The 26,199-nt window shown below is 66.5% G+C and carries 30 protein-coding genes, 1 tRNA gene and 1 pseudogene; 18 read left to right on the top strand and 14 right to left on the bottom strand.

Annotation, left to right across the window (positions count from 1 at the left end):
* Positions 1 to 70: 70 nt before the first annotated feature.
* The 4 genes from Q8N10_RS12155 to Q8N10_RS12140 all read left to right on the top strand — a co-directional run bounded on the left by Q8N10_RS12155 (position 71) and on the right by Q8N10_RS12140 (position 1,145).
* Entirely contained in the window at positions 71 to 511 is a 441-nt protein-coding gene (locus Q8N10_RS12155; RefSeq protein WP_304780934.1) for a hypothetical protein, read from the top strand.
* Complete coding sequence (locus Q8N10_RS12150; protein ID WP_304780931.1) at positions 508 to 696, top strand: helix-turn-helix transcriptional regulator; 189 nt, start codon at positions 508 to 510, stop codon at positions 694 to 696. Before Q8N10_RS12155 ends, Q8N10_RS12150 begins: the two co-directional genes overlap by 4 nt.
* Before the next feature lie 106 nt (positions 697 to 802).
* Positions 803 to 1,003 carry a hypothetical protein gene (locus tag Q8N10_RS12145; RefSeq protein WP_304780929.1) on the top strand — a complete coding sequence of 67 codons (201 nt, stop codon included), beginning with the start codon at positions 803 to 805 and terminating at the stop codon, positions 1,001 to 1,003.
* 67 nt (positions 1,004 to 1,070) lie between these two features.
* Positions 1,071 to 1,145 (top strand) — tRNA-Gly (locus tag Q8N10_RS12140).
* A 15-nt stretch (positions 1,146 to 1,160) separates the two neighbouring features.
* Here Q8N10_RS12140 and Q8N10_RS12135 read toward each other — a convergent pair.
* Positions 1,161 to 1,418 carry a helix-turn-helix domain-containing protein gene (locus Q8N10_RS12135; protein WP_304780925.1) on the bottom strand — a complete coding sequence of 86 codons (258 nt, stop codon included), beginning with the start codon at positions 1,416 to 1,418 and terminating at the stop codon, positions 1,161 to 1,163.
* 414 nt (positions 1,419 to 1,832) lie between these two features.
* On the bottom strand, positions 1,833 to 2,840 hold the full coding sequence (locus Q8N10_RS12130) for a TauD/TfdA family dioxygenase (RefSeq protein ID WP_304780922.1): 1,008 nt from the start codon (positions 2,838 to 2,840) through the stop codon (positions 1,833 to 1,835).
* 235 nt (positions 2,841 to 3,075) lie between these two features.
* Between Q8N10_RS12130 and Q8N10_RS12125 the strand changes: the two genes are divergently transcribed.
* The 7 genes and pseudogenes from Q8N10_RS12125 to Q8N10_RS12095 all read left to right on the top strand — a co-directional run bounded on the left by Q8N10_RS12125 (position 3,076) and on the right by Q8N10_RS12095 (position 9,404).
* Positions 3,076 to 4,233 carry an acyl-CoA dehydrogenase family protein gene (locus Q8N10_RS12125; RefSeq protein WP_305663930.1) on the top strand — a complete coding sequence of 386 codons (1,158 nt, stop codon included), beginning with the start codon at positions 3,076 to 3,078 and terminating at the stop codon, positions 4,231 to 4,233.
* Positions 4,234 to 4,920: a TetR/AcrR family transcriptional regulator gene (locus tag Q8N10_RS12120; protein ID WP_304780917.1), complete on the top strand. Its 687-nt coding sequence runs from the start codon at positions 4,234 to 4,236 to the stop codon at positions 4,918 to 4,920.
* Positions 4,921 to 4,985: 65 nt separating this feature from the next.
* Positions 4,986 to 5,117: pseudogene (locus tag Q8N10_RS12115) on the top strand (IS110 family transposase); the annotation flags it as partial.
* Between the two features lie 267 nt (positions 5,118 to 5,384).
* Positions 5,385 to 5,639, top strand: coding sequence for a biotin/lipoyl-binding protein (locus Q8N10_RS12110; RefSeq protein WP_305663929.1), 255 nt, complete (start codon positions 5,385 to 5,387; stop codon positions 5,637 to 5,639).
* Between the two features lie 48 nt (positions 5,640 to 5,687).
* Positions 5,688 to 6,368: an efflux RND transporter periplasmic adaptor subunit gene (locus Q8N10_RS12105; RefSeq protein WP_305663928.1), complete on the top strand. Its 681-nt coding sequence runs from the start codon at positions 5,688 to 5,690 to the stop codon at positions 6,366 to 6,368.
* Positions 6,369 to 6,376: 8 nt separating this feature from the next.
* Positions 6,377 to 7,900: an efflux transporter outer membrane subunit gene (locus tag Q8N10_RS12100; RefSeq protein ID WP_304780911.1), complete on the top strand. Its 1,524-nt coding sequence runs from the start codon at positions 6,377 to 6,379 to the stop codon at positions 7,898 to 7,900.
* Positions 7,878 to 9,404 carry a DHA2 family efflux MFS transporter permease subunit gene (locus tag Q8N10_RS12095; protein ID WP_304780907.1) on the top strand — a complete coding sequence of 509 codons (1,527 nt, stop codon included), beginning with the start codon at positions 7,878 to 7,880 and terminating at the stop codon, positions 9,402 to 9,404. The genes Q8N10_RS12100 and Q8N10_RS12095 overlap by 23 nt, the downstream gene beginning before the upstream one ends.
* A gap of 863 nt (positions 9,405 to 10,267) precedes the next feature.
* Here Q8N10_RS12095 and Q8N10_RS12090 read toward each other — a convergent pair.
* The 5 genes from Q8N10_RS12090 to Q8N10_RS12070 form a co-directional block, all read right to left on the bottom strand.
* Positions 10,268 to 10,696 (bottom strand): PaaI family thioesterase, encoded by a 429-nt coding sequence (locus Q8N10_RS12090; protein WP_304780904.1) that lies wholly within the window; start codon positions 10,694 to 10,696, stop codon positions 10,268 to 10,270.
* Complete coding sequence (locus Q8N10_RS12085; protein WP_304780902.1) at positions 10,689 to 11,549, bottom strand: alpha/beta fold hydrolase; 861 nt, start codon at positions 11,547 to 11,549, stop codon at positions 10,689 to 10,691. The genes Q8N10_RS12090 and Q8N10_RS12085 overlap by 8 nt, the downstream gene beginning before the upstream one ends.
* Before the next feature lie 172 nt (positions 11,550 to 11,721).
* Entirely contained in the window at positions 11,722 to 12,852 is a 1,131-nt protein-coding gene (locus tag Q8N10_RS12080) for a nitronate monooxygenase family protein (protein ID WP_304780899.1), read from the bottom strand.
* Between the two features lie 76 nt (positions 12,853 to 12,928).
* Positions 12,929 to 14,566, bottom strand: a complete 1,638-nt coding sequence (locus Q8N10_RS12075; protein WP_304780896.1) for an NAD(P)/FAD-dependent oxidoreductase — start codon at positions 14,564 to 14,566, stop codon at positions 12,929 to 12,931.
* Positions 14,563 to 15,216 (bottom strand): TetR/AcrR family transcriptional regulator, encoded by a 654-nt coding sequence (locus Q8N10_RS12070; RefSeq protein ID WP_304780893.1) that lies wholly within the window; start codon positions 15,214 to 15,216, stop codon positions 14,563 to 14,565. Before Q8N10_RS12070 ends, Q8N10_RS12075 begins: the two co-directional genes overlap by 4 nt.
* A gap of 89 nt (positions 15,217 to 15,305) precedes the next feature.
* Between Q8N10_RS12070 and Q8N10_RS12065 the strand changes: the two genes are divergently transcribed.
* The 5 genes from Q8N10_RS12065 to Q8N10_RS12045 all read left to right on the top strand — a co-directional run bounded on the left by Q8N10_RS12065 (position 15,306) and on the right by Q8N10_RS12045 (position 21,063).
* Positions 15,306 to 16,427 carry an acyl-CoA dehydrogenase family protein gene (locus tag Q8N10_RS12065; RefSeq protein WP_304780890.1) on the top strand — a complete coding sequence of 374 codons (1,122 nt, stop codon included), beginning with the start codon at positions 15,306 to 15,308 and terminating at the stop codon, positions 16,425 to 16,427.
* Positions 16,420 to 17,616 carry an acyl-CoA dehydrogenase family protein gene (locus Q8N10_RS12060; protein WP_304780888.1) on the top strand — a complete coding sequence of 399 codons (1,197 nt, stop codon included), beginning with the start codon at positions 16,420 to 16,422 and terminating at the stop codon, positions 17,614 to 17,616. Before Q8N10_RS12065 ends, Q8N10_RS12060 begins: the two co-directional genes overlap by 8 nt.
* A gap of 41 nt (positions 17,617 to 17,657) precedes the next feature.
* Positions 17,658 to 18,005, top strand: coding sequence for an AMP-binding protein (locus tag Q8N10_RS12055; RefSeq protein WP_304780885.1), 348 nt, complete (start codon positions 17,658 to 17,660; stop codon positions 18,003 to 18,005).
* 125 nt (positions 18,006 to 18,130) lie between these two features.
* Entirely contained in the window at positions 18,131 to 19,648 is a 1,518-nt protein-coding gene (locus Q8N10_RS12050) for an acetyl-CoA acetyltransferase (RefSeq protein ID WP_304780882.1), read from the top strand.
* A 581-nt stretch (positions 19,649 to 20,229) separates the two neighbouring features.
* Positions 20,230 to 21,063 (top strand): universal stress protein, encoded by an 834-nt coding sequence (locus Q8N10_RS12045; protein ID WP_304780879.1) that lies wholly within the window; start codon positions 20,230 to 20,232, stop codon positions 21,061 to 21,063.
* Between the two features lie 324 nt (positions 21,064 to 21,387).
* Here the strand turns inward: Q8N10_RS12045 and Q8N10_RS12040 are convergent, their stop codons facing one another.
* Positions 21,388 to 22,065, bottom strand: a complete 678-nt coding sequence (locus Q8N10_RS12040; protein ID WP_304780876.1) for a glutathione S-transferase family protein — start codon at positions 22,063 to 22,065, stop codon at positions 21,388 to 21,390.
* Between the two features lie 49 nt (positions 22,066 to 22,114).
* Positions 22,115 to 22,789 (bottom strand): helix-turn-helix domain-containing protein, encoded by a 675-nt coding sequence (locus Q8N10_RS12035; protein WP_304780873.1) that lies wholly within the window; start codon positions 22,787 to 22,789, stop codon positions 22,115 to 22,117.
* A 213-nt stretch (positions 22,790 to 23,002) separates the two neighbouring features.
* On the opposite strand from Q8N10_RS12035, the gene Q8N10_RS12030 reads away from it, so the two are divergent.
* Entirely contained in the window at positions 23,003 to 23,311 is a 309-nt protein-coding gene (locus Q8N10_RS12030) for a hypothetical protein (RefSeq protein ID WP_304780869.1), read from the top strand.
* Between the two features lie 57 nt (positions 23,312 to 23,368).
* The gene (locus Q8N10_RS12025) at positions 23,369 to 23,965 is read left to right on the top strand and encodes a LysE family translocator (RefSeq protein ID WP_304780867.1); all 597 of its coding nucleotides are present in this window, start codon (positions 23,369 to 23,371) and stop codon (positions 23,963 to 23,965) included.
* 8 nt (positions 23,966 to 23,973) lie between these two features.
* On the opposite strand, the gene Q8N10_RS12020 is transcribed toward Q8N10_RS12025, so the two are convergent.
* The 5 genes from Q8N10_RS12020 to Q8N10_RS12000 form a co-directional block, all read right to left on the bottom strand.
* Positions 23,974 to 24,180, bottom strand: coding sequence for a hypothetical protein (locus Q8N10_RS12020; protein WP_304780865.1), 207 nt, complete (start codon positions 24,178 to 24,180; stop codon positions 23,974 to 23,976).
* A gap of 72 nt (positions 24,181 to 24,252) precedes the next feature.
* Positions 24,253 to 25,101: a universal stress protein gene (locus tag Q8N10_RS12015; RefSeq protein ID WP_304780862.1), complete on the bottom strand. Its 849-nt coding sequence runs from the start codon at positions 25,099 to 25,101 to the stop codon at positions 24,253 to 24,255.
* Between the two features lie 56 nt (positions 25,102 to 25,157).
* Positions 25,158 to 25,481 (bottom strand): hypothetical protein, encoded by a 324-nt coding sequence (locus Q8N10_RS12010; protein WP_304780859.1) that lies wholly within the window; start codon positions 25,479 to 25,481, stop codon positions 25,158 to 25,160.
* 112 nt (positions 25,482 to 25,593) lie between these two features.
* On the bottom strand, positions 25,594 to 25,962 hold the full coding sequence (locus Q8N10_RS12005; RefSeq protein WP_304780857.1) for a Rap1a/Tai family immunity protein: 369 nt from the start codon (positions 25,960 to 25,962) through the stop codon (positions 25,594 to 25,596).
* The coding region (locus Q8N10_RS12000) for a hypothetical protein (protein ID WP_304780854.1) at positions 25,959 to 26,199 on the bottom strand (241 nt) is incomplete at its 5' end. The genes Q8N10_RS12005 and Q8N10_RS12000, both read right to left, overlap by 4 nt.

Genomic DNA, 26,199 nt, shown 5'->3' with positions numbered 1-26,199 from the left:
CCGATGACAAGGTCGCTTGACATATTGAGACATGTCATGTTTGCTTGTCATATAGACAAGGACGCATATCATGACCGATCCTCGAACCCGCAAGCTGCGTCGCCAGAGCCTGATCGGACTCGGTGGCCTGATGATGCTGGGGCTGCTGATGGTGCTGCTCAGCCGCATCCAGGGCCTCGAGCGGCCGGTCCGGATCGTCGGCGCCACCGTGCTGGTCTCCGTCATCGTCGTCTGGTGGACGGTCTTCGCCATCCGCATCTACCGGGCTCAGGACGAGTATCTGCGGCAGGCCGAGCGGGTGGCTTGGTACTGGGGTGGGCTGTTTGGCCTGCTGCTGTCCTTCCCGGCCTTCGTCTTCATCGGCATGGGCGGCCTGACCTGGCTCTGGCCGGCCGTCGAGACCAGCCCGAGCCTCGGGCGCGCCTTCACCTTGGGCTACATGTTGCCCCTGGCCATGCAGGTCACCGGCGCCCTGGCTGTGGGCCTGTGGTGGCGGCTGGCCCGGCGATGAAGAACCGCCTCAAGGTCCTGCGGGCCGAGCGGGACTGGAGCCAGGCCGAGCTGGCCGCCCACCTCGACGTCTCGCGCCAGAGCGTCAACGCCATCGAGACCGGCAAGTATGATCCCAGCCTGCCGCTGGCGTTCAAGATCGCGAGGCTGTTCGGCCTCCCCATTGAGGCCATCTTCGAGGCCTAGATCGTCCGCACACTGCGGCAGGTCGCCACAGCCAAGCTGTTGATCGCGTTAACCATATTTAAGTTCGACTCACGGTTTCCTTGGCAAGAGGGGCCAGGAAACCGCCATGCCCGATGCGACCTATATCGCCTTCGTACCCACCGCCAAGCGCGACCGCTTGCGAGCGATACTGCAGACCGAAGACACCGGCCCCCTGGCCTGGCGCGAACAGCGCACGATGTTCGGCAGCGAATTCTACTTTTCCGGCCCCCCCGGCCTCGCCCGCAAGGCCCAGGCCTATGTCGCCGAATGGGTCATCACCGGTTAGGCGCTTGAGTGGGCCCCGGAGACCCGCTAGAGAACCCCTACTGCAAGCCTTACCTGATAAGGCATCTGCGGGCGTAGCTCAGGGGTAGAGCGTCAGCTTCCCAAGCTGAATGTCGTGGGTTCGAATCCCATCGCCCGCTCCAACACTTAGCTCAAATTCACCCGACCGGTTTTGCAGCTGGTTTTGCAGTCTTCGTTCCACTGGCGTTCTCGCGCGCCTCGTCTAGCCGCCGAATCTTGTCCCGTAGCAAGGCGTTCTTGTTCACGTAACGGTCGATGATGCGCTCGACCTTGTCCGCCGACCAGCCGAGCAGTTCGGCGATTTCGGTCGGCTTGAAGCCGGCTAGGTAAGCTTTGGTGGCGAAGGTGCCGCGGGCGTCATGGAAGTGGAGGGTGTCCTCCTTGATGGCCGTCATGGCCTTGTTCCAGCTTGAGCTAAATCCGCTCTTCCACCCAAGTCGGGGTTTAGCTTGGTGACGCTTTCGGCAATCGCCCTTTGCTGAAATTCCGGGCCCCGCAGCCTTTCATGCCGTCGGGGTCGTGGCGGCGAAGCCATGCCTCAGTGAGGTCCGCGGACCCGTGGAGGTGGATAGCGCATCTCGCCGTTGATCTTCACGTAGACCTCGTCGAGATGCCATCGCCAGTGGGTGTGAGCGCGCATCCACACCGAGGACTTCTGCCCCGATGATCGGGCTCAGCTTGCGGACTTCAATGGTCTCATAGGTCATTGCGCGTTCCTCCCTGCATTCTTCTTGTGCTGATCTCCGCCCGTGATCCGGCCTGCATAGTTCACCGAGACGCGGCCGGTTGAGTTCCCGATCTCACACAGGTTAGCTCGCCTTCTTGAGCCATCCTGCGCGGTCGTAGCCCCGATCCTCAAAGCTGGGCGGCCGGCTCTTGAACTTGTCGGTGGCAAGCCACAGACGCTTAAGGTGCCGCCGACGATCGAGCTCTTCCCAATCCTGGAATTCCGTACGGGAGTGGAAGAGGACGTAGTTGTTGATGAACTGCATGTCCCCGGGCTCCAGGACCATGTCCAACCGGAACTCGGGATTGACGGTCAGCGCATCGAGCGTGTCGAGCGCCTCAATCTCCAAGCCGGTCAGGCGAGGCAGCTCCGGGAACCGCTGGGCCGAGTTGATATAGCCGCGGATATACCGATTGAAGAGTCGGCCGTCGTGGCGGGTGAACACCGGCATCTCATAGTAAGGCTTGCCGTCCTTGGGATGCTCGCCGCGCCAGTCGTAGAAGAACGGCTGGTAGAGCCGTTCCAGCAAGTCGGGCCGCGTGCGGGCGATCTCGTTGTGGCAGGCGACGGAGCTCACCAGGCTGCTGAGACCGCCGCTCTTGGCGTCGCGCAGGCAAAGCAGGCCCACAAGGTCCGAACCATCGGTATGGAAGGGGAGATGGACGTTCGTCTCGTAACCCCGGACGTGAGGGTTCGTAATGCTCTTGCCGGTATCCAACACATCGCCCAGCAGATCGCCGCGGGCGTTCTGGGGCCAAGGCCGGCCGATGTAAGTCCCCATGCCCCAATAGATGGAGCCGGCGTCTTCCTTCGAATAGCGATCCACGGGAAGCCCGCGTATCAGGACGAAGCCGCGGCCATCGACGAGCTCGTCGGTCAGTGCGTCCAGCGTGTCCGAAAGGCTGTCCAGCGGGAAGTCGGCGCGAGAGATCTGATCTCCGGACAGCCCCTTGGCCTTGGCGTGCGCGAGGGCCGCGTCCAACTCGTCGATTTCACCTGCGGAGAGCCGGTAAATCCACTGGTCGTTCTCCGCCATGCGCGCACCGCGCCAATCCGCTCTTGATGTCAGGATTGATTTGTCGGCGACCATGAAATCCTCCTCTGGCTCGCTCAGCGCTGGATTAGCTCGCGCGTTTTTAAGCAGGCTAAAGAAGACTCTTTAAGTTGTCGAGGGAGCGATGACCAACCCTCGCCCCATGCAGGCGGCGGTCCGCCTTGACTAGGGGGGCGCGGCGATTAATGTTTGACCATTAACGCCGCCGGGTGGGTCAAATCGCGTGTTGGCGTCTGCCCGCCAGCGAAAGCAGAGGCGGGGTCAGGAACACATGGGCGGGACGATTGTGGCGGACGCCGACCTACTGGCGAACGTTCGAGCCATCGCAGCCGACATGGCCAGCGAGCGCATGGAGCGGCAACGCCGCCGCCATCTGGAGCGGTCGGATTTCGAGCGCTTGGCGGACGCGGGATATCTGCTGACCGGCATACCCGCTGACCAAGGTGGTCTCTGGCGTGGCGTCCGCGCGTCAGTGCGGCAATATTCGGAGTTGATCTATACGATCGCGCGAGGCGATCCCTCGGTCGCGCTGGTGGCCTCCATGCACCCCGTAGTTCTGGTCTACTGGCTGGCCAATGACGCCGCGCCGGATCCCTATGCGAAAGCTTGGACCGAACAGAGGGACCAGTGCTTCCAGACGGCCCGCGACCGGCATTGGTGGGGTACGATCACGTCCGAACCCGGCAGCGGCGGCGACATCATGAAGACCCGCACAGTGGCCGAACCGGACGGCGCCGGGGGATATCGTCTGACCGGGGACAAGCACTTCGGGTCCGGATCCGGCGTCACATCCTACATGATCACCACGGCCAAGCCGACGGGCGGCACGGCGCCGACCATGTTCTTCATGGATGTGCGCGACGCTGATTGGACAGGTGCTCAGGGCATGAAGCTCACTGCCGATTGGGACGGCCACGGCATGAGCGCCACCCAAAGCCACGGCTTCCGCTTCGACAACTATCCGGCTCAGGCCATCGCCTGGCCGGGGGCGGCCCAGTCCGGCGGCGGCGCAGCCGCCCAACTGAGCGCCTGCATGTTCACCTCGGTCATCGTCGCCGTGGTTGAAGAGGCGATCGCCACCGCAAGGGCGCGGTTGGGGCCCAAGAAGGCGGAAATGCGCGCCTATGAGCAGGTCGAGTGGACGCGGGTGGTCAACCAGGCCTGGACGATCCGGCAGGTCTACGAAGGCATGCTGACGGCTGTGGAGCAGGACAAGGTAGGCGTCACGGCCGCCTCGCGGGGCAAGGCCGTCATAGCCGAACTCGCCGAGTCCAGTCTGACGCTGCTCAGCCGCGTTGTCGGCGGCGGCTCGTTCTCGCGCGCGGCGCCCTTCGGCCAGTGGGCGCAGGATGTTCGCGCTCTGGGGTTCCTGCGGCCGCCGTGGGGACTTGCCTACGACCAGCTTCATGCAATGTCCTGGGCCGACTGAATGCCCCCCGCCTCCGCCCGCGACACGACCACCCGCGATCGGCTGATCAACACTGCCGAGCGACTTTTCGCCCTGCATGGGCTGGACGGCGTCTCCCTCGACCGCATTCGACGCGAGGCCGGAGAGAAGAACACTTCGGCGTTGCAGTATCACTTCGGAAACAAGCAGGCCCTGTTGCGCGCCGTCTTCGAGGCGCGTCTCAGTGTGATCGACCGGCGCCGCCTGGGGATTCTGCGGGACCTCGACATAGCCGATCGCGACAGAGCCATGCGGGGATGCGCCGAGGCGCTGGTTCTACCGTTCGCCGAGCATCTCTCCGGACCAGGCGGCGAACGCTACTACGTGCGCTTCGTCGGGCAGGTTTACAGCGACCCGCGTACGGAATGGTCGGCACTTCTAGCCGGAGGGCGCAACGAAGGAGTCTACCAGGTCGGACAGCTTCTGGCCCAACTGCTGCCAGAGGTTGCCCAGGGCGTCGTCAAGACACGCCTGGAGTTGGTGGTCGGCCTGATCATTCATGGCCTCTCGGACCGGGAGAAATCCCTTGCGGCCAACACGCGCCGGCCGGCGCTGTCCACGGCGGCGTTTGTCAGCCTGCTGGTCGATACCTGTGTCGGCGCGCTCAGCGCCCCACACTCCCGGCTCAGTCAGCGCGAGGTCAACAATGCCGGCCGACGCACAGCATAGGGTCGCGATTAGTCCGACGCGGGACGCCTGGCCAGGGGACGGGGTAGACACCGCATTGCGGGAGAGTGAAGACCGAGCCCCAGCACGCGGCTTTAATGCTCCACAAAACCCGGGATCTCTTGGTCCGGCAGAAGACCATGCTGATCAACGCCCTTCGCGGTCACGTGAGCGAATTCGGGATCGTCTCAGCGCAGGGCTTCGCCGCCTTGACACCCTGGGCCGGAACGTCACGCTACGCGACAGGATGAACGGCTAAGCCATGACGTACGGGTCGATCAGCGTCGGTGTGGTCGGAGTGGGCTGGTTCGGGGTGAGATGGTGCTTGCGGGTCGATGCGTTGGGGTTGGTTCACCGCTATCGTGCGGCAGTGGTCGCGTGAGGATCGGTTGACCGTGGCGGCGGACCAGCAAGCGGCTGCGCCGGGAGGGACTTTGCGCCGTTCCGCATGGCGACGATGGGCGATCATGGCGCTCGGGCCCCTCGTGGTTCTGGCTGTGCTGGCCTATTTGTTCCTGATCAGCGGCCGATTCGAGACCACCGACGACGCCTATGTCCAGGTCGCCAAGACGCCCGTGGCGCCTTCCATCGGCGGCCGTGTCGTCGAGATCTACGTGAAGGAGAATCAGCCCGTGCTGCGTGGCCAGGTGTTTTTCCGCCTGGACCAGCGCGACCTGCAGGAGTGTGACGACCTCGCCCAGGCCCTGGTGGCCGACGCGTAACTCGCCGTCAGCCAGGCGCGGGCCGCCTACCAGCGCGAACTTGCAAATGTGGCCGGCGCGCGCAGCAACCTTGCGTTCGCCACGCGCGAGGTAAGCCGCCAGCGCCAGCTCAATGCGGCCGGCGCCACCGCGGGCCAGGTTGTCGACCAGGCGGTGCACGCGGCGAACCAGGCGCGCGACCAGCTGTCGGTGGCTGAGCGTCAGGCCGCCCAGGCCTTGGCGGCGCTTGGCGGGAATCCGGGCATCGGCGACGGCGCGCCCGGCGTTATGCAGGCCAAGGCCCAATTGGCGCGCGCCCGGTTGAACCAGGACTTCGCCACAGTCGTGGCGCCCGCCGACGGCATCGTGGCGCGTGTCGATCAGATAGCGGTGGGGGCCTACCTCAACGCCTCCCAGACAGCCTTCTGGCTGCTCTCGGGCCGCGCGTGGATCGAGGCGAACTTCAAGGAGGATCAGATTGGCCACATGGAGGTGGGCCAGCCCGTGGAGATCGAAGTCGACGCCTATCCCGGCGGGCCGCTGGACGGCCGTGTGGCGAGCTTCGCGCCCGGCACCGGCCAAGCGTTTTCCGTCCTGCCCGCTCAGAACGCCACGGGCAATTGGGTGAAGGTCACCCAGCGCCTGCCCGTGCGCATCGAATTCGATCGACCGCCACCCGAGCGCGCCGCCCGCGCCGGCCTGTCGGCCACGGTGAAGGTCGACGTGCGCAGCGCCTCGGCGCGCGAGTAAGGCTGGGCATGGCCGCCGCCCGCTCCCGCCTCTTCCTCGCTACCGCTTCGGCCGCCGCCCTGGCGCTCGCGGCCTGCACGACAGTCGGGCCGGATTTCCAGACGCCGGCGCCGGTCAGCACGGCCCCCGGCTACGCCATGGCCGGCGAACAGCCGCCGCCCGGCGTGCGCCTGGATCCGGACGCGCGTATGGCGGGACCCTGGTGGCAGGCCTTCGGCTCGCCGGCGCTGGACGGGGTGGTGCGGCTGGCGCTCGCCGACAGTCCGAGCGTCGCCGAGGCCCGCGCTAAGCTGGAGCGCTACCAGGCCGCCCAGCAGGAAGCGACCGGCGAGCGTGGACCGCAGGCGGAGGCCAACGCCAACGCCCAGCGCCAGAAGTTCAACCCGGCGGCCTTCGGATTCCAAAGCGCCGCAGACGCGCCCGGGCCCGTCGGCTTCTCCCGCGCCCGCACGTTCGACCTGTTCTCGCTGGGAGGCCGGGTCAGCTACGACCTCGACCTGTTCGGGGGCGGCCGCCGCCGCGTCGAGGCCGCCGCCGCGCGCGCGGAGCAGGCCGTGCACGAGGCTGACGCCACCTACCTCGCGCTCAGCGCCAACGTCGCGCTGGAGGCGATGCGGATCGCAGGCCTGCGCGGCGAGCTCGCGGCCCTGGAGGCAATCGTCGCCGACGACCGCACCCTGCTGGACCTGGCCCACAAGGCCTTCGCCATCGGCGGCATCCCGCGTAGCACGGTGGTGCAGATCGAGGCTCAGCTCGCCGAGGATGAGGCGATCCTGCCGCCGCTCCGCCGCCGCCACGACGCAGCGCGCCACCAGCTGGCCCTGCTGGTCGGCCGGCCGCCCGCCGACTGGACAGCCCCGGACTTCGACCTCGCGCAATTCACCGTCCCGGCCGTCACGCCGGTCAGCCTCCCGTCAAATCTCGTGCGTCGCCGCCCGGACATCCTGGCCGCCGAGGCCGAACTGCACGCGGCGACCGCTGCGATCGGCGTCGCCCTGGCCGACCAGTATCCGAACATCCGGCTCTCCGCGAACGGCGCGCTGTCGGCCCTCGATCCCGCCGACCTGATCTCACCCGACGCCGCCGGCTGGACCCTGCTGAGCGGGGTGACGGCTCCGGTGTTCGACGGCGGGGCGCGAAAAGCGCGGACGCGCCAGGCGGAGGCTGAGGCCCGCGGGGCTCACGCCCGCTATCGGCTCACTGTCCTACGCGCGTTCGTCGAGGTCTCCGACGCCATGGCGGCGCTTCGGACCGACCAGCAAAGGCTGGACGCGCTCAAACGGGCGGTGGCGCTGAGCGGTGAGTCGGCCGACGTCACGCTTGTCGCCGCACGCTTGGGCGCGCGGACTGCCAGTGAGGTGTTGCAGTCGCGCCGCCAACTCGACCGCAACCGTCGTGACCTGGCGGAGGCTCAGGCCGAGCGGCTCGCCGATCTCGTCACCCTGTACGCGGCCTCGGCGGCCGACTGGCGCGCCACGGCGGCGCCCGCTTCCATTCGGGGAGGGCCCGATGGCGCTGGCGCAGGACGTTAAGAACCGCATCCCCATCACCGGTTGGCTGATGCTGGCGACGCTGATGTACACGCTGGATTCAACCATCGCTAACGTCGCTCTGTCGCACATGCAGGGAAGCCTCTCGGCATCCCAGGACGAGATCACCTGGGTGCTCACTTCCTATATCCTTGCAACCGCCGTGATGACGCCGCTGGCCGGCTGGCTTGCCCAAAAGATCGGGCGCAAGCGCATGCTTGTCTACTCGATCGTCGGCTTCACCATCGCCTCGATGCTCTGCGGCCTTGCCCAGAACGTGCCCCAGATGGTCGGCTTCCGAGTGCTACAGGGCATGGCCGGCGCGGGACTGATGCCGCTCTCGCAGGCGGTGATGCTCGATATCTTTCCGATGACGATGATCCCGCGGGTGATGAGCCTGTGGAGTGCAGCGGTGATCATGGGGCCAATCGTCGGTCCCACCCTGGGGGGCTGGATCACCGAGGAGTTGGACTGGCGGTGGGTCTTCTTCATCAATCTGCCGTTCGGGATCCTGGCCACCTTGGGCATCATCCGGTTCATGGGTCGCGACACTGGCGGACGCGAGCGACCGTTCGACTTCATCGGCTTCGGCGGGTTGATCGCGTTCGTCGTCGGGCTGCAGATGATGCTCGACCGCGGGCCGGGCCGCGATTGGTTCGATTCTAAGGAGATCTGGGTCGAGGCGGCGATCGCCGTGGCGGGCCTCTGGGTCTTTATCGTCCAGACTGCCACGTCCGAGCACCCCTTCTTCCACCGTGACCTCGCCAAGGACGGCAACTTCATCGGCACGACGGTCTTCAGCTTCCTCGTCGGCGTGTTGCTGTTCTCAACCACGGCGCTTCTGCCGTCTTTCATGCAGACCCTGCTCGGCTATTCGGCCACCCAGGCCGGCCTCGCCAGTATCCCCCGCGGCGTGGGCTCCCTGGTGTCCTTCCTTCTCGTGCCGACCATCATGGCCCGGTTTGGCCCCCGCACCAGCCTCGTCAGCGGTCTTGCGCTTAGCGTCCTCGGGCTCTGGATGATGGGCGGCTTCAACCTAGAGATGACCTCCAGCCCTATCCTAATCAGCGGATTCGTACAGGGCCTCGGGGTCGGCCTCCTTTTCTCGCCTCTCAGCAAGCTCGCCTACGTGACGCTTGACCAGAGCCATCGGGTCGAAGGCACTATCGTCGCCACCATGGCCCGCAGCCTGGGCTCCAGTGTAGGAATCTCGATTGTCCTGGCCGCGGTGTTGCGCAACAACGCGGCCGGCCACAGCGAGCTCGCAAGTCGCATCGACCCGTCCAGCCCGATGCTCAGGGATCTGCTGCCAAGTCTGATGGACCCCCGCACGGAGAGCGGGCTGTGGCTCCTCAACAGTGAGGTCGCCCGCCAGTCGGGAATGATCGGCTATGTGAATATCTTCATGTGGATGGCGCTTGTGGTCTGCGTCACCGTTCCCGCCGTCTTCCTCCTAAGGCCACCCCGTACGCCGGCCCCCGACACCCTGGAAATCCACACGGAGTAGAGTGCTGTCCTGACGCTCAGTGTTGGTCCAAGCGCATCGTGCCCTGGGACGGCGGGCCAAACAGGTTCCTCAATAAGGGCTCAAACGGACGCAGGGGGATGTCTTCACGTCAGCTGTACGCGACCTGTGCGGACCGCTGATCCGGACCTTTCCGGCTACGGCCGGACGTTCCGGCGGGCAGCGTCTAGCTGGACCCGGGCGTTCCAGCAGCGAGGCCCGCCGCGGCGCTGGCCTCGGGCGATGAGTCGAAATAGCGGACGGGGCTGGCGGAGCGGGCTATCGCGACCGCCTAGCTGCCGTCGGCATAACCGGCGGCTATCTTTGGACTGCCAAAGCCCGAAGATCGGTGCTGTCGGTCCAAGGGCAACTTGTATTGGGGCAGTGAGGGCAGGAGAAGCCTGGTTCTAGACTAACTTTGGGCTGGCATTGCCCGCCAGAGCCCTCTGCGAAAAGTCCGGCCGGCCGGCCGGCACGCTGCGCTGACAGCTCCGCGCACCGGCCTCTTGCAACACCCGCCGAGCAAGGCTCAGATTAACCCAGGACTCTCGTTATGGCTGGATGAGAAATGGGGGTCACGTCGTGGACGGTCGGAGGCGGCGGGTTCTAAACGCGGGACCACGACCCTGCCCGACGGCTCAAGTAACACCGCGACATCGTTGAGACCGGCAATGACGCTGGCGGCAGGACGAGCCGATCCGAAGTCTGACTTGGGGGTCCGCCCGACTACGCGCTGCCTGCGCCACTCGCTCGCCGAACGCGGCCGGGCGACTGCCAACCCCGTGATAGATGAGCAATTTTGCACGCGTTCGGCAGGCGGAACGACGCACACGACGCAACCTAGCGACACAGATCCGTTTGGCTCGCTATTCGCTCATGAGGTAAGCGCCCCGACCGCTCGCCAGCAGCTCGCCGTCTGCGCTCCGAATCTCGGTCTGGGCCGTCGAAAGCCTGCGACCGACCTTGATCAGTTGCGCGGTGGCATGAAGCGGGCCTTCGGTAGCTGGCCGGTGATAGTCAACGACGAGATTGGCTGTCGCGGAGACCCGGTGCTGGTTCACGAGCAGCACGTAGAAGCCGGTGAGATCTATGAGAGAGCCCAAAACGCCACCGTGAGCCGATCCGATTCTTGGATTGGAGACAATCTCGGGACGCCAGGGCATTCGCAGCTGAAGCTCAGTGCGCGTAACCCTCACCGCCTCCAAACCGAGCCAGGTATGAAATGGGGCCACCGACAGGGTGGTATTGCACCACTCCAGAGAAGGGACTGCATCGCCTCCGCTTTGCTCAGTCATGGCCCGCCTCCTGAGCTAGGTTGGCCAAGAACCCGGTCACAGCCGCCAGAAACGCATCATTGTTGTCCCCCGCTACCATGTGACCTGCGCCTGCGAGGTCGGAAAAGCGGCCGTAACGCATCCGCGCTACAAACGCGCGGGCTTCGTCTTCCGCGACCAGCTCGCTGATCCGGCCCCGGACGAGGTGGACTGGGATGGCGATGGATTCGCACCGCGCGTCGAAGTCGGACATCAGCTGCGAGGGAGCTCTTCCACCGGTAACGAACCTCGGATCCCAATGCCAGCGATAGCGACCATCGGCGCCCAAACGCAGGTTCTTCGCCAGACCCGAAAGATCTTGCCGCTTCGGCCGGTGCGGCAGGTAGCTGGCGATGCACTCCGAAGCTTCATCGAGGCTTGCGAACCCGTGCTCGAGGTTCGCACCCATGAAGCCCATGATCTTGGACACCCCGGCGGGGTCCATTTTTGGAATTATGTCGACCAAGGTGAGGGAGTTGAACGTGCCTGGCGCGATGACAGCTTCAGCGCAAAGCCCCGCCAAACCGCCAAGCGAGGCTCCGATCAGCGAGGGACGATCCCCTAGTTCATGAGCAACATCGATCAGATCGCGTGCGAAACGCTCGATCCGGTAGTCGCCGTCGGCCGACCATCCACTGTCGCCGTGACCTCGTAGATCGACCGCGACGGCTCGCCAGCCCGTCTGCGCCAGAGATCTGGCCGTTGCACGCCAGGAGTGGCGGGTCTGACCCCCTCCATGGGCGAGGATCACCGAGCCCATTTCCGGACGGCCAACCATTTCGGCGAGTAGTTCAACGCCGTCGTCGGCCACGAACCGCCTGATCTCGGCTGACATCTGTTCTATCCCCCTTGCTCGCCAAACCCAGAGCACATGGCTTTCACCTCAGCTTGGATCTTGGATCAGCACCGTGTCTTAGGTGCGACAGCAAACGCGCCCGAATGGCTCGATTGTATGTGCATTCAGCAAACTGGCCCGAGGACGATGATCCATCGGTTTGCTTCGGGCTTCATGTAAACTGCTTAGCGCCTGCGAGCGCCTGCTCGGCGCCGCTCACTAGATCGTTCAGCACTTCCCGTGCCGGCCGGATCGCCTTGATCAGGCCCAACCCCTGACCAGCGAAGCCCGGCGCGATGTCCTTTCGCTGGTCGTGGCTCGCCGCGGCCAGCACCGGGCCTGCGATCATCGACTGGAACGGCATCGGGAGCGGCTGCTTATCCGCGTCCAACCAGGCTTGGGCCCACTTGTTGCGCACCAGCCTAGCAGGCTTGCCGGTGACCGATCTCGAGACCACCGTGTCGGCGTCCCCTGACTCCACCAGAACTTCCTTCTGGAACTGTTGGATGCCGGCCTCGTCGGTGGCCAGGAACGCGGTCCCGACCCAAGCGCCTTCGGCCCCCAGCATCATAGCGGCGGCAACGCCACGTCCGTCGGCGATGCCCCCGGCGCCCAGGACCGGAACACGCCCGCCCATGGCGTCCACCACCTGAGGGATCAGCGCCATCGTTCCGATCGGCGAGTTATGCCCGCCGCCGTCATGTCCCTGCGCAACGACCACGTCCACACCCGCGGCCGCAACCTGAAGGGCGTGCTTAACCGAACCGATGACGGCCATGACCTTGGTCCCGTTCTCACGCATCCGCTCCATCCAAGGCCCCGGATTGCCGAGCCCTGCAGCGTAGACCGGCACCTTCTCCTCGACGACCACCTCCATCTGCTCCTCGAAGAACTCCTTTGAGAAGAACATCGGGCCGCCTTGATCGTTTACGTTAGGTTCGCGGCGGGGCCTGGCGACTTTCGTCAGACCCTCCTGGCGCATGAACTCGTCAGCGAAGGCCTGGTAGTCGCTGACCAGCTCCAAAGCTGAGGGCTTACCAGCCCCTGCGGCGTCGGTGGGATCGCGCCTGACCGAGGCTGGCAGAAGCGTATCAACTCCGAATGGCTTGTCTGTGAGAGATCTCACTTCGCGGATCCACTCGCGCAGCTCCTCGGGCGAGCAGGCTGCTGCTCCAAGGACGCCCAGCCCTCCTGCGTTGGAAACGGCCGCCGCCAGCCGCGGAACGCTAGCGCCACCCATCCCCGCCAGAACGATCGGGTACTGAATGCTCAAGATATCGCAGATGCGGCTGTGCAGGGGCATTACGAGGTTCCTGTCTGCAGTGGTGAATCTTGTCGCGGCCGACGGACGTCGATCAGGCTGGCGGGGGCGAACCCTGTCATGCGCGCGCCGCCCGTTGTGTGGCGCTGTCCCTTGACTTGGAGAGGCGGAAGCCGCGGTAACTCTCGGCGGCGACCTGGTTGCAGATCGAGCGGTAGTGGCCGCCGACATAGGGCATGAACACGCGCGGCTTCCCGGGAATGTTGGCCCCGATGTACCAACTGTTGGCCCTCGGGAAGAGGGTCTTGTCGGCGGCCTCGTTGACCTTCTCGACCCAGTCCTCCTGGGCCTGCGGGTCGGCCTCGATGACCTCCACGCCATTGTCTTGCAGCCAGCCCAGGCAGTCGCTGATCCAATCCACGTGCTGCTCGCAAGAGCTGATCATGTTCGAGAGCACCGAGGGGCTGCCCGGGCCGGTTATCGTGAAGAAGTTTGGGAAGCCCGCGATCTGCAGACCCAGGTATGTCCTCGGCCCTTCGCGCCAGGCCTCGGCCAGGGTGAAGCCACCCCGCCCGAGTATGTCCAGGTTCAGTAGCGCGCCGGTCATGGCGTCGAAGCCCGTGCCGAAGACAATGGCCTCAACGGGATACTCCTGGTCGCGCGTCCGCACGCCGGCCGGCGTGATCGCCTCGATGGGCTCCTTGCGAAGGTTCACGAGGGTGACGTTGTCGCGGTTGAAGGTGTCGTAGTAGCCGGTGTCGACGCAAATCCGCTTGGCGCCGATGGGATGGTCGTCCGGCAGCAGGGCCTCAGCCACTTCCGGATCCTTGACGATCTCGCGTATCTTCTCGCGCACGAAGTCGGCGGCCGCGTCGTTGGCGACGGGATTGGTCAACAGGTCCGCCAGGGCGCCGAGATAGCCCGCTCCTCCGATGTTCCACAGTTCCTCGAACCTGGCGCGCTGTTGCTCGGCGGTGAGGCTTCGGAAGGGGCTGCCGCCCGCGATCCCAGCCGTGCCCTCCAGCACCATCTGCCGGTAGGCGGGGTACTGCTCCCAGAAGGCGGAGTAGTCCTCGTCCCGTAGGGGCGCATTGCGTGCCGGGACGCTGAAGTTCGGCGTGCGCTGGAAGACGAAGACGTGGCCGGCCGTCTTCGCGATTTCTGTGATCGACTGGATCGCCGACGACCCCGTGCCGATCACACCAACGCGCCTGCCTTCGAAACTCACCGGTTCGTGGGGCCACCGGCCGGTGTGGAAGGTTTCCCCCTCGAAGCTGTCCTGACCCGGCAGGTCTGGAGCTCGAGGCACGGACAGGCACCCCGTGGCCATGATGCAGAAGCGGGCGTTGACGCGGTCGCCCCGGTCCGTCGTCACCGTCCAACGGCGGGCGACCTCGTCCCAGACAGCCGACGACACCTTGCTCTCGAAGGCGAAGGCGCGCTTGAGGTCGTACTTCTCGGCGACGAACTCTGCATAGGCGAGGATTTCCGGCTGGGCGGCGTACTTCTCGCTCCAGCGCCACGCCTGCTGCACCTCCGGCGACCATGTGTAGGAGTAGAAGAGGCTCGGGATGTCGCAGCGCGCGCCGGGATAGCGGTTCCAGTACCAGGTGCCGCCGACACCGCCCGCCGCATCGAAGCCCTGAATGCTCATCCCGAGCTTGCGCAGGCGGTGGACCATGTAGAGCCCACCAAAGCCGGCTCCGACCACGACTGCGTCCACCTCCGCCACGATGGGCGCCCTATCCTGGCTCACGCGCTCAGTCCTCCACTCTTCTTGTCGTTCTCGGTCGTCTCTGTGGCCCTGACGCCGCGAAGAACCGCCTCCACGAGTTCGGAGATAAAATCCTGCATCTTGGCCACCATCGCCCCGCGCAGCCGTTCAGGTGTGGTTCGAACGTGGTTGGTCACCGCGCCAACGACCAGGTCCATCATCAGCCCGGGATTGACAGCTGGCGTGATCTCACCACGGGCAATGGCCCGCCGCACGATGGCGCGGCCGTGTCGTATCGTGGCTTCCGAATAGGGACGCAGGAAGTCCAGCATCTCAGGATGCTGCGCGGCGTCCAGGCTCATCCGCGGGTGAGCCTCGCTGTAGGGGCCCGTGAGCGTGCGAGCGATCATCCAGGCGAGCTCCTCCAGGTCCCCGCGAATGCACCCGGTATCAATGGTGGCCACAGTCAACCACCGGGCCTGGAACGTATGCCTCAGGAGTTCGCCCCGGTTTGGCCAACGACTGTAGAGCGACGCCTTTCCGACCCCTGCCCGGCGCGCCACTGTATCGAAGTTGAACCCGGACCAGCCGGCCTCGGCATAAAGAGCCATGGCCGCATCGAACACGCGCGCTTCAAGCGACGGGTCGCGCGGTCGACCTCTTGCGGCGGTCAGGGTGGCGACCTCAGTCATTTCCGAGCTTTAGCCTTGCGCCGGGACGAAGGGTAGGTCTTTCTGACGATTGTCGTCCGATATTCGCCGGGCGCAGCTTCGGAGGAGCCATGAACAGCCTCGCGGCGGAAGAACGCCTGGCGTTCCAGCACTCCACGGCGCGCCTGCTGGCCGACCGCAGCACCGAAGTCGACGTGCGTCGGACCATGGAGACACCGTCCGGCTACGATGCGGACCTCTGGAAAGCGATGGCTGACCTCGGCGTGGTGGGTCTCATCATAGACCCCGCCTACGGCGGCGCGGGCGCTGGGCCGGTCGAGGTGGAGGTGGTGTTCGAAGAGGCAGGCGCGGCTCTGCTTTGCTCCCCCCTCCTATCCTCCGGCGTGCTCGCCGCCGGCCTTCTGCAGGCGCTCGACGACGAAGACGCCAACCTCCGGCTGCTGCCGGCTATCGCCGATGGTTCGCTGATCGCCACCGCCGCCCTAACCGGCCCTCGCGGAACCTGGACGCCAGGGGCCGTCGCGGTGCGGGCGCGCGCCGAAGGCGACGCCTGTCGCCTCGACGGCCGGGCCAGCTTCGTCACCCACGCCCACGTCGCCGACGTGTTGCTGGTCGCCGCCAACGCCGCAGATGGGCTCGCCATCTTCGAAGTTGAGGCTCGCGCCGCCGGTGTGGCGGTGACTCCGGCGCCCACCTTCGACCATACCCTACGGATTGCAGAGGTCGCCTTTGACGGCGCTCCGGCTCGGCGCATCTCCACAAGCCGCCCGGCCTGGGACGCCGTCGAGGAGGCTCTGAGCCTGGCCCGCGTCGCCTTGGCCGGAGAGCAGGCCGGCGGAGGCCGCCGCGTGCTTGAATTCACGGTCGACTATGCCAAGACCCGGCTCCAATTCGGCCGCGCCATCGGCAGCTATCAGGCCATTAAGCACATGGCCGCCGACCTCCTGCTGGAGTCCGAGAGCGCCACGTCGGCCGCTCGCCATGCCGCCGCCCAGCTCGCCGCCAGCGCCTCGGACGCCAAAGCCGCCGTCGAGCTCGCCGCCTTCGCCTGCGCAGACGCCTTCGTGAAGATCTGCGCCGACGCGATCCAGATGCACGGCGGCATCGCCTTCACGTGGAACCACCCCGCTCATCTCTACCTGCGACGAGCGCGTTCCGACGCCCAATTGTTCGGCGCCGCGGCCTTCCACCGCGAGCGCTACGTCTGCGAACTGGAGGCCGCCCATGGCTGACGACGCCGCCGCGCCCGTCACCGACGACGGCCTGCGTGAGGAGGTTCGCGCCTTCCTTGAAAACCAGTGGACGGGCCTGTTGCAGGGCGAGACCGAGCGCAAGGCCTGGTTCGCCAAAGTCGTCGAGGCCCGGTGGGCCGTTCCACGCTGGCCGACCGAATGGATGGGCCGCGGCCTGGGCGACGTTCAAGCCCGCATTGTGGAGAGCGAGTTCGCCGCAGCCGGGGCTACGGGTACAGGCCAGGACCGCACCAACCTTTGGGCAAACACCCTGCTCGCAGGCGGGACCCAAGAGTTGAAGGAGAGGCTACTACTGCCGCTCCTGCGCGGGGAAGTCGGCATGTGCCTGCTCTATTCCGAGCCGGGCGCAGGCTCGGACCTGGCAGGCATCCGCACCCGCGCAGACCGGCAAATCGATCACTTCCTCATCAATGGCCAGAAGGTCTGGACTAGCTACGCGGCGACGGCCGACTACGGAATGCTGATCGCCCGGACCGACTGGGACGTGCCGAAGCATCGAGGGATCAGCTTCTTCTTCCTGCCGATGAAGCAGCCCGGCGTGGAGGTCCGGCCGCTCAGGCAGATCACTAACGAGAGCCAGTTCAACGAGGTCTTCCTCACCGACGCCATCTGCCCGGAGGAGAACCTGCTGGGCGAGCTCGGCCAGGGCTGGGGCGTGCTGCAGACCGCGCTCGCCTACGAGCGGTCAGTCATGGGTGAAGGCGCGCGCGGGCCCAGGAGCGGCGTGGCCGAGAGCAAGAATGAGGAGCCGCTGATTGCACTGGCACGGGAGGCCGGCGCCCTGAGCGATCCGCTGATCCGCCAGGAAATCTCGAAGGTGATCGGCCTGAAGAAGCTGAATGCCCTCAATACCGCTCGCGCGAAGGCCGAGATGAAGCAGGGCACGTCGTCGGCGCTGATGAGCCTCGGCAAACTGGCGATGTCGCGCATTCTGCACGAAGAGGCGCGCGTACGGACCATGATCCTCGGCGCCGGCAGCCTGCTCGAGGGGCCGGACTTCCCCAGGGCCGAGGACGCCAACTTCCTGACGCTGAACGCCTACTTCACGTCGATCGGGGGCGGTACCGATCAGATCCAGCGCAACATCATCGGCGAGCGCGTGCTGGGCCTTCCCAAGGAGCCGGAAGTAGACCGAGATATTCCCTTCCGCGACGTCCGCAGCGGCTAGTCGAGACCGACGACCACAAGAACAAAAACCAGGAGGGAAACATGGGCTGGAACTCCGGAGACATACTCGACACCATCGAGACCGTGCTGCCGGCCGCGGCGCCGGCCTTCATCCATGGCGAGCGGGTGGTCCCCTGGAGCGACGCGACACGCTTCTCCAATAACCTCGCCCGGGCGCTTATCGCTCGCGGGTCCGCTCCCGGCGACAAGATCGCCATCTATGTGCGGAACCGGCCGGAATACCTCATCGCCCTGTCGGCGCCTTTCAAAGCGCGGCTGACCCACGTGAACGTCACCGATCGGGCCCTGCGCTCCAGCAACGGTAAGCCCGACTACCCGGCTGCTAAGGCCTGCGCCGAAGCCGGCGCGGCTGAGGCGGCGAGCGCATGACCGAGGGCCGTGATGCTTGAGCGCCGCGAGCGGGTGGTGATCATCACCATCAACAGGCCACGGGCGCGCAACGTCGTGATCCCCGCCGTCGCCGCTGAGGCTCCAGTTAGAGTTGAGGAAAGAAAATGAGTGACGACGCCGCGGCCATCCCGGTGATCGTGGGGGTGGGCCAAATCAACGACCGGCCCGAGGACCCGCGCCAAGGGCTCGATCCCATCGGCCTGATGGAGGCCGCCTTGCGCGAGGCCGACCGGGACGGCGGGGGTGGCTGGATCGCCCGCCTGGAATCGCTCGCCGTCGTCGATCAGCTCTCGTTCCGCCAGCTCGGCGACGTTTCTGGCCCGCTTGCAGCCAAGCTCGGGATCATGCCGAGGCTCTGCTACAAGAGCTCTTACCCTGGCGGCGACACCCCCATCTTGATGCTCAACGAGGCGGCCCGCCGGATCGCTGAGGGCGAGATCAAGGTCGCTGCCGTCGCGGGCGGCGAGGCGTTGCGGACAGCCGCCCAACTCGCCGCCTTGAAGGCGGGAGATGATCCCTCCGCGCATAACGCCCTGCGGCAGGCGACCGGCCGCGCTGGTCCTCGCTCTCTGCAGCAGCGCTATGGCCTGACGGCGCCGGTGGACATCTACCCGCTCTACGAGAATGCCGGCCGCGCCGCCTACGGGCAGACGTTGGTCGAAGCGCAGACCGAGAGCGGAGAGATCTGGTCCCGGTTCAGCCAGGTCGCCGCCGAGAACCCCGGCGCCTGGATTCGCAAGCCGATGTCTCCCGAGGCCATCGTCACCCCCTCCGCCGACAACCGCCGGATCGCCTTTCCCTACAACAAGCTGATGGTGGCCAACTCGTCGGTCAACCAGGGCGCGGGCTTTATCGTGACGAGCTTGGCCGCGGCGCTTGAGGCCGGCGTGCCCGAGCGCCGGTTGGTCTATGTCGGAGCGGGCGCGGCGGCCCATGAGCCAAGCGACTACCTGAGGCGTGACCGCTACGACCGCTCGGTCAGCATGGCCGTCTCGCTAAACCGCGCCATGGAGCTGAATGGCGTGACCACCGCCGACCTCGACTTCGTCGAGCTCTACAGCTGCTTTCCATGCGTGCCTAAAATGGCGCGGCGCGTGATCGGCTGGCCTGTGGAGAAGCCTGCGACAGTGTTTGGCGGCCTGACCTTCGGCGGCGGCCCGATTGGTAATTACATGAGCCATGCGGTCGTCAGCATGGTGCTGAAGCTGCGCGAGAGTGGGCGCAAGGGCCTCCTGTTCGCCAATGGAGGCTACGCCACCAACAATCACACCATCGTAATTGGCCGCCAGCCCTTTCCCCTGGGCGCCGTGCTTGCCGACTTCGACTCCCAACGCGAGGCGGAGGTCGCTCGCGATGCTATCCCGCCGCTCAACGAAAGCTACGTCGGGCCGGGGACTATCGAGACCTACACCGTGCTCTACGAACGCGACGGGCGGACACGGTTTGGCGTTGTGGTCGGCCGCAGTCCAGCCGGCGAGCGCTTCTTGGCCAAGGTGCCCGCCTCGGATGAAGTCGGGCTTTCGTTTCTCACGAGCGGAGAGGTGGAGCCGGTGGGGTCCAGCGGCCAGGCCGTCCCGGGCTCGCACGACGATGTGGAGTGGCGGTGCTCCTACTCCGCGTGAGGTCGTACCCCGCTATGGAAAGCGCGCGTCGCGAGCTGCCCGCTACCGTCGACGATCTGCTCCGCGCGCCGGGGACACGACCAGAACGCCTTTTGGCACGCGGTCGAAGTCCCACTTGGTTCCTCGCCCAGGTACGGGAGCAGCAGGCGCAGACGGAATGTCGGTCGACGGCGGAGCTCGCTCTCCACCGATCTACTAACCACAGGCTCGCTGGGAGCCGCCGGCGTCGGCATCTGAACGGCGAGTTTCTGGCGCCGAGCTAACGGAAGCTCCTGGCGCCCAGCGGACTCTCGGCCCTGGCCGGAAGCAAATTTCTAGGGGCCGCGAGAGTTTTGCAGTCAGCACCCAACGCGTTGAATTCACGTGATGACTTTGAGGGCGGTTTTGCCGTTAAGGTTCGGAGAGAATACCGGAATTGACAGCTTCCCAAGCTGAATGTCGTGGGTTCGAATCCCATCGCCCGCTCCAGTCCTTTCCCGAAGTCCGTGCCTGTCGCGCCGCAGCGTCGAACCCGGCCCTTTGATCGGCGTCAAGGCGGCCATCGCGGGCAGGCGCAGGATGCGATGACCGGAGGACAGCCCATGACCTACCAAGACATTCTCGTTCACGTTGACGAACACCCGTCATCCAAGCCTCGCGCCGCGGCCGCGGCTGCGCTTGCGGCGCGCCTGAACGCCCGCCTGACCGGCGTCTTCCTGAAGTCGGAGTTCCTGCGGGACGCCATGGTGGCGGAGTCGCTGGCCTATATGCCCCCTGACGCGCTCCAGGCGCTGATCGAGGAGGAAGCGGCGGCTCGCCTGCAGGCCTCCGAGGCCGCCCGCGGGATCTTCGAGGCCGAGGCGCGTCGAGCGGGCGCCAACTCCGACTGGCTGGTGGTCGATGGCCGTGACCAGGAATTGATCGCCTGTGCGCGCCGCTTCGACCTGACGGTGTTCCCACCGATCGCCAAGGTCAGCTTGAGCCTGAATGACATATCAGCCGCCGCCGTGGCCCTCGGCAGCGGGGGGCCGGTCCTGGTGATCCCGGAAGGCGGCGCCCCGCCGGCCCTGGCCGAACGGGTTGTCGTCGCGTGGAAGGGATCGCGGGAATCCGCCCGGGCGTTGCGGGACGCCTGGCCGCTGTTGAGCCAGGCCAAGGAAGTGCATGTCCTGATCGTCTCGCCGCGTGGCGAGGGGGGGCCGGACGGACTGCTGCAGCGCCACCTGGAGAACCACGGCCTCAAGGCCAACCTCATCGTCGACCGCAGCCATGACGCCTCGGCAGGCCAGATTCTTCGCGACCATGTCGCGGCCCTCAAGGCCGATCTCGTGGTCATGGGGGTCTATGGTCGCCCGCGGCTTCAGGAACTCGTGCTGGGCGGGGTGAGCCACGACCTCCTGGCTGAGCCGCCCTGCGCGCTGCTGATCTCTCACTGAGGTGCGTCCGCCCTGGCCTGGATCGTTAGGCCGCCCCTCGACACCGCGCTTCGGCGCCCCTGTGGAGCCCGCCAATGCCCCTCCTTGGCCGCTGTCTTCTGTTGAGCCTCGCGACTCTCGTGCTCTCCGCGTGCAATCCGCGTCCGCTGCCGCCCAACGTCACGCCACCCCAGGCCGCTGAGGCGACCCCCGCGCCGTGACCTTCGCCAGGCTGGGATGGAACGCGGCTCAGCGATCGGTCCCGAAGTCAGGCGTCACCATCGCGGACGCGCGGCGCCACCCATCCGAGGCCCTTCCAGGGCCCGGTTCGGGGCTGGGTTGGCGCTATTGCGCCGTCCAGAGCACAGGCGTGGCGGCGGGCAGTTGTCGGAAGGTCTCATAGGCGCGGCGCATGTCGCTTTGGACATAGCTGGGCCGCTCCGTCATCCGGGTCAGCCACCCGGCGACGCGGGGCGCGGCCTTCAGCAGGGCGGCGCCCTCCGGGGTTCGACCGAAGAACAGCAGGTGCGGCAGAAGGAAGGCGTCCGCCAGGGTCAGCTGATCGCCCACCAGGTAGCCATCGTCACCGACAGCGTCGTCGATCTGGCGGATCTGCGCCAATAACGCCGCGCGCGCTGACTGGAGGAAGGCTGCGTCGGTGTCGAACCCCCAGGCCGGCCGCACCAGCCGCTCCTTCACGAAGCGGTTCATAACCGGGAATACATAGGCGTTGACGATGCTGATCCAGCGCAGGACATGCGCCTGGCCCAGGGGATCGGCCGGTTGCAGGTCAGGGCCGGGGAAGGCGCGGTCGATATAGTGCGCGATCGCCAGGGTCTCGTAGAGCACCACCTGGTCATGCTGGAGCACCGGCATCTTGCCAAACGGGTTCAGCAGCAGGTGGGCCTCAGACCCCAACTCCAGAGGCTCGAGGCGGTACTCGACCCCCTTCTCGTCGGCCACCTGCATGGCGGTCCAGAGATAGGCGCTGTCGGCCATCGAGTGGAACGTGATCGTGGCCATCGCCCGCCTCTCCGAGCCGAACCGCTCGCCGAGCGGATCGTGACCCGTCTCAGGTGGCCATGCGCGCCAGGGCGCAACGGTTGGCGATACGGAACTCGCGGGCGCCGGTGAATTCGACCACCAGGGCGCCCTGCAGCTGCGTCAGCATCCGCGAGACCGTCTCGATGGTCAGACCGAGATAGTCGGCCATATCCTGGCGACCCATGGGCAGGTTCACCGTTCCTGCGGGCCGCCGGTCGGCCAGGCCCATCAGGAAGCTGGCCACACGCTCGCATGCGGTCTTGCGTCCGAGCAGGAGCAGGTGCTCCTGGGTCCGTTCGAGTTCCCGGTTGGTCGCGGCCCAGAGCAGGTTTTGAAAGGCTTCCTCGCCCGCCGCCGCCCGCAGCGCGGACGCCTTCAGCACCAGAATGACGCAGTCGCCGACCGCTTCGGCGGCGTAGCGATGGGTGGGGCCGGCCTCGATGCCGAACAGGTCATTGGCGTCATAGAAGTCGCCGATCTGGCGGCGCCCGTCGCTCAGCAGCCGTGACGTGCGAACCGCGCCCGAGATGACCCGGTAGATCAAGTCGGCGTCCTCGTCCTGGCCGTAGATTTCCTCGTCCTTGGCGAAGGCCATTCGCACGCCCATTTGCCACATCAGGTCCGCGGCCTCCGTTTGCGGGCGGGCCATCAGTCCAGCGTAGCCTGCGCGGGCGGTTTGGATTTGGGTTTGGACGGCGCTCATCGATCGTCTCCGGTTTGATGCGCAATGGCTACGCGTCACGGGTGAGCGGCGAAATTCGGGAGCGTCCCCTAAGTAGATCTACGGAGGCGGGTGGATAGGGCGAGCCGGTTCCGTTCGCCATGGTCAACCGGAGCGTCGTCGCCCCACTTGATCGATCGCAAAGCGATGAACACGCCGCCGGGCGAAGAAGACGGGCAGCAGAAGGAAACCCCCATGTCCAAGTCGATCACCAAGACCGTCGCCAACACTGTTGATGAGGCCCTTGAGGACGTCATGCACGAATTGAAGCGCGCCGCCCGCGACGTCGGCGGAGACCTCGAGGACTCCATCGCCAAGGCGTCGGAAGCGCTCAACCGCGCCGCCCATGCCCTGGCTGACGAGGCGCGCGACCGTTCGGTCAGCCTCGTCCAGGCCACGGCGGACGAAGCCAAGCGCCATCCAGTCGCCACCGCTGCTGCGATCGCCACAGCCGCGGCCGCCCTGGTGGGTCTTGTGGTGGCCGCGCGCCGGACCAAGACCTAGGAAACGATTATCCCGCTTCCAGTCGACCCAGAGCTGCTGCCAGGATTTCTCCTGGCGGTGGCCCTCGTCGAACTGACCCCAGGCCCCAACATGGGGTATCTGACCATCGTCGCCTCGAGATGGGGCCGACCGGCCGGGCTAATGACCGTGGCGGGGGTCACCCTGGGGCTCACCGTCTACATGCTGGCGGCCGTGGCCGGTCTTGGCGCGATCGTCATGCGCGTCGCCTGGCTCTACGCGCTCCTGCAGTGGGCGGGTGTCGGATTCCTCCTGTGGCTCGCCTTCGAGGCCTGGCGCGGTGGGCCCGCGCCTCGGCCGGGCCACCAGGCGGAACCGCCGGCCCGGGGGCGTCTGTTCGCCCGCGGCCTGATCGCCAACCTGCTCAATCCCAAGGCCGCCGTGTTCTACGTCGCCCTGTTGCCCGGCTTCACCAACCCGGCCCGCGGTGACCCTGCCACCCAGGCCCTGGCCCTGGGCGCGATCCATGTTGTTGTCAGCATCATGATCCACACCGCCATCGTGCTGGCCGCCGGGAGCGTGAGCTTGGCCCGGTGGGAGACGCCGAACCTCCGGCGCCGTCTCGACCAGGGTGTCGCCGTCGGCCTGGCGCTGATTGCGCTATGGCTCGGCTGGGAGACGTTCCAGTCTACCTGACTTCTTCGTCAGTCCTCGATCGGGAAGGGCGCCACTCTGGCCTTGAGGGTCACCGGCGGATCGTCCACCGGCACGGCTCTCTGGCTGGCCGGCGGGCGGCGCCGATGGGCCGGCCAGAACACCGCGGCCAGCGCTCCCAGGGCCGCCATGACGAAACCGACGCTCTCGCGGATCGGGTGAAGGGGTGGACGGTCGCTGACATCCTGAGGAGGCATGGACTTCTTCCTGGGCTCTGAGCCCCAGCGTGCAGGCCAAGGCGGCGTGCGACACGGGCTCACTATCGGATATCAATGGGACAGGAGGACCGGGACCTGAGCGTGGCGAAGCATGTGCTCGGTCGCGCCGCCCAGGACCATCTCCCGCAGCCGCGAGTGGCCATAGGCGCCCATGACCAGCAGGTCTGGCCGCGTCTCGCCGAGATATCCATCCAAGGTCTCGCCGATCCCGTGTCCATCGGTCTCGACGTAGTCGATGGCCGTCTCGATTCCGTGCGTCTGCAGGTGACGGGCCGCGTCCTGCGCCAGGCCGCCGACCGCCGAGGCCTTCTCATTGAGAATGGTGAGAACCCGCACCCGACGCATGCCTCGCAGGATCGGCAGCGCGTCGGCCATGGCCCGGGCTGCGGGAACCCCGCCGTCCCATGCGACCACAGCCACGCCATCGGTGAGCTTGGGAGCGGCGGGAATCTCGCTGCGCATCAGCAGCACCGGGCGGCCTGAGTTGAAGATCACGGTCTCGGCCACCTCCTTCTGGCCATCCAGGGCGGCGCTTATCGGTACAATGCAAAGGTCGCGGGCCCGGGCCTTGCGGGCGACATGAAGCGCGAAGTCCGGCAACCCGGCGGTTTCGAGAAGCGTGCCGCGGAAGACGCCGGTGTCCTCCGCGCGTCTCTTGAAGCGCTCCAGGACGTGATTGCAGGCGGCCAGGCTGCGGGCCTCCTCCTCGCGCGCGAGATCGGTCAGGCCGATCAGGCGCTCGGCGAGGATGTTGCTCCTCACCGGGATCGAGAGGCGCAGCGCCAGCGCGGTGAGTTGCCCACCCAGGCGGGCGGCCAGGCCCACGGCCGCATCAATGGCGGCGTCGGGGGTCGGCTCCGGATAGGTGTCGAGATGAAGCAGAATGTCTTGCAGGCTCATGGGGCGCTCCAGGGATGTGAGGTCAGCATGACCCAGTCCCGAGGTCCCGCCTTGACCTAGCGCAACCGCCGACCTGGCGAAGGCCAGGCGAGCAGGACAAGAGGGATCACGGCTGCGACGCCGACAAGGGCCAGACCCAAGAGGCCCACTGGGGTGAAGAACCGGCTCAAGGCTTCCCGGTGATCGGGCGCCAGGAGCGCGCCGGCCACCTCGCCCATCAGCACGACGCAGGCGCCGGTCAGCCCGATGGCCGCACGCCCCACCGGCCGGCGGCCGATCAGGTTCAGTCTCTCCATCCAGCGGACGGTGAGGACCATGACCGCGGTGAGGAGCGGCGCTTCAAGGCCGACAGCGGCGAGCGGGCCAATCAGGGGGGCCACGACCATGACCCGCAGAGGCCCGAGTATCCATCCGCCGGCCAACAGGGCCAGCCCATAGAGGACTCCTAGCGTCCAGCTTGGCCAAGAGGGGCGGGAGGGACTGGGCTCCACCTCAGCGTCCTGGCCGGACGCCCGCGCCCAGCGGACAGGCGTACTCGGCCTCCACCGCCTGGCGGATGGCGTCGGCGGCGGCCTGCGGCCGGTTTGCACGATCACGGCCCAGCCGCAGCAGCAGGGCCGTCTGCACGGCTTCGGCCGAGAGGTTCGCTGGGGGACAGATGGTGCGCCGCGTCGCGGGACGCCGCGCCTGGCCGGCCAGCAATTGATCCACCGCGCCCACGAGGTAGCCGAGGCACAGGGCCGGTGAGTCGTTCTGAGGGGCGCACAGCACCGTCAGGTCCTCGGTGCTGATGAAGCCCTGGACGCTCGGCGGCGCCGGTGGAAGCGCCGTGACCAGCGAGAGGATAAGGAGCCAGCTCATGCGGCGAAGGTAGGGGGACCGCCGCGCCGCGCCTTGATTTCCCGCAATTGACCCAGATCAAGGGCCGTGGCGTCCTCGCGGGGCATTGAAGCCTGGGGCGCGATAAGCCCGGCGAAGCTAAGGGGACCGGTTGCGGCGCGAGATGGTCGAGCGCGCGGCCGGAATTCAAGTCGATGGATTACAAGGCCGCGTTCAGCACCGCTCTTGAGCAGATTCACGCCGAGGGTCGTTACCGGG

Origin of the sequence: Phenylobacterium sp., from assembly GCF_030693625.1 — a bacterium.
GTDB lineage: Bacteria > Pseudomonadota > Alphaproteobacteria > Caulobacterales > Caulobacteraceae > Phenylobacterium > Phenylobacterium ferrooxidans.
The sequence above is the reverse complement of the archived record's forward strand: the minus strand, read 5'-3'. Positions and strand labels throughout refer to the sequence as shown.

Excerpts from the sequence above, each read along its gene's own strand:
- Q8N10_RS12155 (WP_304780934.1), top strand. The coding sequence starts at position 71 with ATGACCGATCCTCGAACCCGCAAGCTGCGTCGCCAGAGCCTGATCGGA.
- Q8N10_RS12150 (WP_304780931.1), top strand. The coding sequence starts at position 508 with ATGAAGAACCGCCTCAAGGTCCTGCGGGCCGAGCGGGACTGGAGCCAG.
- Q8N10_RS12145 (WP_304780929.1), top strand. The coding sequence starts at position 803 with ATGCCCGATGCGACCTATATCGCCTTCGTACCCACCGCCAAGCGCGAC.
- Q8N10_RS12135 (WP_304780925.1), bottom strand. The coding sequence starts at position 1,418 with ATGACGGCCATCAAGGAGGACACCCTCCACTTCCATGACGCCCGCGGC.
- Q8N10_RS12130 (WP_304780922.1), bottom strand. The coding sequence starts at position 2,840 with ATGGTCGCCGACAAATCAATCCTGACATCAAGAGCGGATTGGCGCGGT.
- Q8N10_RS12125 (WP_305663930.1), top strand. The coding sequence starts at position 3,076 with ATGGGCGGGACGATTGTGGCGGACGCCGACCTACTGGCGAACGTTCGA.
- Q8N10_RS12120 (WP_304780917.1), top strand. The coding sequence starts at position 4,234 with ATGCCCCCCGCCTCCGCCCGCGACACGACCACCCGCGATCGGCTGATC.
- Q8N10_RS12110 (WP_305663929.1), top strand. The coding sequence starts at position 5,385 with ATGGCGCTCGGGCCCCTCGTGGTTCTGGCTGTGCTGGCCTATTTGTTC.
- Q8N10_RS12100 (WP_304780911.1), top strand. The coding sequence starts at position 6,377 with ATGGCCGCCGCCCGCTCCCGCCTCTTCCTCGCTACCGCTTCGGCCGCC.
- Q8N10_RS12095 (WP_304780907.1), top strand. The coding sequence starts at position 7,878 with ATGGCGCTGGCGCAGGACGTTAAGAACCGCATCCCCATCACCGGTTGG.
- Q8N10_RS12090 (WP_304780904.1), bottom strand. The coding sequence starts at position 10,696 with ATGACTGAGCAAAGCGGAGGCGATGCAGTCCCTTCTCTGGAGTGGTGC.
- Q8N10_RS12085 (WP_304780902.1), bottom strand. The coding sequence starts at position 11,549 with ATGTCAGCCGAGATCAGGCGGTTCGTGGCCGACGACGGCGTTGAACTA.
- Q8N10_RS12080 (WP_304780899.1), bottom strand. The coding sequence starts at position 12,852 with ATGCCCCTGCACAGCCGCATCTGCGATATCTTGAGCATTCAGTACCCG.
- Q8N10_RS12070 (WP_304780893.1), bottom strand. The coding sequence starts at position 15,216 with ATGACTGAGGTCGCCACCCTGACCGCCGCAAGAGGTCGACCGCGCGAC.
- Q8N10_RS12065 (WP_304780890.1), top strand. The coding sequence starts at position 15,306 with ATGAACAGCCTCGCGGCGGAAGAACGCCTGGCGTTCCAGCACTCCACG.
- Q8N10_RS12060 (WP_304780888.1), top strand. The coding sequence starts at position 16,420 with ATGGCTGACGACGCCGCCGCGCCCGTCACCGACGACGGCCTGCGTGAG.
- Q8N10_RS12055 (WP_304780885.1), top strand. The coding sequence starts at position 17,658 with ATGGGCTGGAACTCCGGAGACATACTCGACACCATCGAGACCGTGCTG.
- Q8N10_RS12050 (WP_304780882.1), top strand. The coding sequence starts at position 18,131 with ATGAGTGACGACGCCGCGGCCATCCCGGTGATCGTGGGGGTGGGCCAA.
- Q8N10_RS12045 (WP_304780879.1), top strand. The coding sequence starts at position 20,230 with ATGACCTACCAAGACATTCTCGTTCACGTTGACGAACACCCGTCATCC.
- Q8N10_RS12040 (WP_304780876.1), bottom strand. The coding sequence starts at position 22,065 with ATGGCCACGATCACGTTCCACTCGATGGCCGACAGCGCCTATCTCTGG.
- Q8N10_RS12035 (WP_304780873.1), bottom strand. The coding sequence starts at position 22,789 with ATGAGCGCCGTCCAAACCCAAATCCAAACCGCCCGCGCAGGCTACGCT.
- Q8N10_RS12030 (WP_304780869.1), top strand. The coding sequence starts at position 23,003 with ATGTCCAAGTCGATCACCAAGACCGTCGCCAACACTGTTGATGAGGCC.
- Q8N10_RS12020 (WP_304780865.1), bottom strand. The coding sequence starts at position 24,180 with ATGCCTCCTCAGGATGTCAGCGACCGTCCACCCCTTCACCCGATCCGC.
- Q8N10_RS12015 (WP_304780862.1), bottom strand. The coding sequence starts at position 25,101 with ATGAGCCTGCAAGACATTCTGCTTCATCTCGACACCTATCCGGAGCCG.
- Q8N10_RS12005 (WP_304780857.1), bottom strand. The coding sequence starts at position 25,962 with ATGAGCTGGCTCCTTATCCTCTCGCTGGTCACGGCGCTTCCACCGGCG.